Raw genomic sequence first — 2160 nt, 5'->3', positions numbered from 1 at the left:
TGTCAACGTCGGCTGAATTCTGACCCCTTTTCGTCGTCTGAATCTTGACCCCCTGGTGTTGTTGTTACCGGTCTGTGGCCGGGGTCTTGATGAGTTCGCGTCGTGCTCGGGTTCGGTAGGAGTCGCCGGCGAGGGTGAGGACCTCGGCGTGATGGACGAGGCGGTCGATCATCGCGGACGCGACGATGTCGTCGGCGAAGATCTCACCCCAGCGACCGAACGGCATGTTGCTGGTGACCAGGATCGAGCCCTGCTCGTAACGGGCGGCGATGAGCTGGAAGAACAGGTTCGCGGTGTCCGCGTCGAACGGGAGGTAGCCGACCTCGTCGATGATCAGCAGCCGGTAGCGGCGGAGCCGCTTCAACTCGTGCTCGAGTCTGTTGTCACGGTGCGCGGCCTGCAGCCTGGCGGCCCAGCCGGTGGCCGTGTCGAACGCGACGGGGTAGCCGGCATGACAGGCCTTGATGCCCAACCCGATGCCGAGGTGGGTCTTGCCGACGCCGGGCGGGCCGAGCAGGATCACGTTCTCGGCCTTCGGGATCCAGGTCGTCGTGGCCAGGTGCGCGAGCACGTCCCGCCGCAGCGACGGCTGGTGGTCGACGTTGAAGTCCTCGAGCGTCTTGACCTGAGGGAAGTGCGCTCCGGCGATGCGCAGGCTGGTTCCGTTCGCTTCCCGGTCCGCGACCTGCCGGGCCAGCACCGCCGCGAGGTACTCCTCGTGTGACCAGCCCTCGCTGCGCGCGGTGACGGCCAGGTCCTCCCAGACCCGCCCGATCGTTGGGGCCTTCAACGCGCGGGCCAGGTAGCCGAGCGTCGCGGCGGTATCGGTGCCGGCGCCCATCACAGCACTTCCCCGGTGGTCGGGTCGAACCGGACCCCGAACAGGTCGTCGTAGTCGCCCGGGTCGCGGAACATCACCCGCCGCTCCGGCGACGCGAGCTCGGCACGCGCCCGGTCGCGTTTGGTGGCCGAGTACTGGGATCGCAGCCCCTTCGCGGTGATCACGTGGGCGGGGTCGGTGATCACGCCACCGGTCGCCCAGGAACGGTCGTGGTCGGCGACCGCGGTTCCGTCGCAGACCACGATCACCCGGGTCAGGGTCGCGGTGACATCGACGAGCCGTCCGATCACGCGCGGGTCGACGGAGTAGTCATTCCCATCGACCCGGACGTAGTAGTCCCGCCCCAGCCGCACCCGCGCCTGCAGGCCGGTGGTCGGCGGGTACGGCGGCAGCGCCGTCATCGCCGCCAGATCACGATCCAGCACGTCGACCGGGCGACCACCGAGGGAACGGACCGTCCGGGCGTTCGCGCGCGGCAACCAGTGCTGCAACTGCGTGTTGAAATCCGCCGGCGACGCGAACCTGCGGCCGGGCAGGAACGACGTCTCGAAGAACCCGTTGTTGCGTTCGGTCATCCCCTTGAACTCCGGATCCGCGGGCGGGGCGAGCACCACCTTGGTCGCGAGCGTTCCCGCGAACGCCGCCGCCAACGAGGTGACCTTCCCCTTCCCGCCGATCGCAGCCTCCCGATCCCAGACCAGCGTCTTCGACACCGCGCCGACCTGCGAGATCAGCTGCCACATGCCCGCCGTGAGATCCCCGCCCTGACGCGATGGAAGCATCACCGCGGACAAGAACTTCGAGAACGTCAACGTCATCACCAGCACCGGCAGCATCGCCGCCTGCCCGAACCCGACCGGGATCCGCGGCTCCGGGAACCACAAGTCCAGTTGCGCGGCCTGCCCCGGATGATGCACGATCCGGTCCGCCGGATCCACGCCGGCATACTCCGGCCGGATCTGCCGGATCCGGTCCTTCAGGATCGTGATCGAGTGCTCCCACCCGATCCGCTCCGCGATCACCGTCGCGGGCATCTTCGCGTCCTCACGCAGCCACTTCCGGATCTCCGGCTCGACCGCGTCGACCAGCGACCCCCGCGGCGCCCGCCGATACGCCGGCGGCTCGTCCGACGCCAACGCCGCCCGCACCGTGTTCCGCGCCACACCGAGCTTGCGCACGATCGCCTTGATCGGCATGCCCTCCGCCCGATGCAACCGGCGGATCTCCGCCCAATCTTCCACTGAAATCACCCTCCAAGAGTGTCGGAGGGGTCAAGATTCAAACGTCGCCTCGGGGTCAGTATTCACCCGACGTCGACA

Annotated in this window: 2 protein-coding genes; both read right to left on the bottom strand. The window is 68.4% G+C overall.

Annotated features, from left to right (window positions below; translation table 11 throughout):
• Nucleotides 1-64: 64 nt before the first annotated feature.
• Complete coding sequence (istB, locus tag ACQ393_RS17565; protein WP_430648149.1) at nucleotides 65-841, bottom strand: IS21-like element helper ATPase IstB; 777 nt, start codon at nucleotides 839-841, stop codon at nucleotides 65-67.
• Nucleotides 841-2091 (bottom strand): IS21 family transposase, encoded by a 1251-nt coding sequence (gene istA / locus ACQ393_RS17560; RefSeq protein WP_430648148.1) that lies wholly within the window; start codon nucleotides 2089-2091, stop codon nucleotides 841-843. Before istA ends, istB begins: the two co-directional genes overlap by 1 nt.
• Nucleotides 2092-2160: the final 69 nt, after the last annotated feature.

Source organism: Agromyces sp. GXS1127 (assembly GCF_050565425.1).
Classification (GTDB): Bacteria; Actinomycetota; Actinomycetes; order Actinomycetales; family Microbacteriaceae; genus Agromyces.
Note: the sequence above shows the minus strand (reverse complement) of the source record. Positions and strands in the feature narration are given on the sequence as shown.

Bases quoted from the DNA above. Each gene is read 5' to 3' on its own strand.
- istB (WP_430648149.1), bottom strand. From the start codon at position 841: ATGGGCGCCGGCACCGATACCGCCGCGACGCTCGGCTACCTGGCCCGC.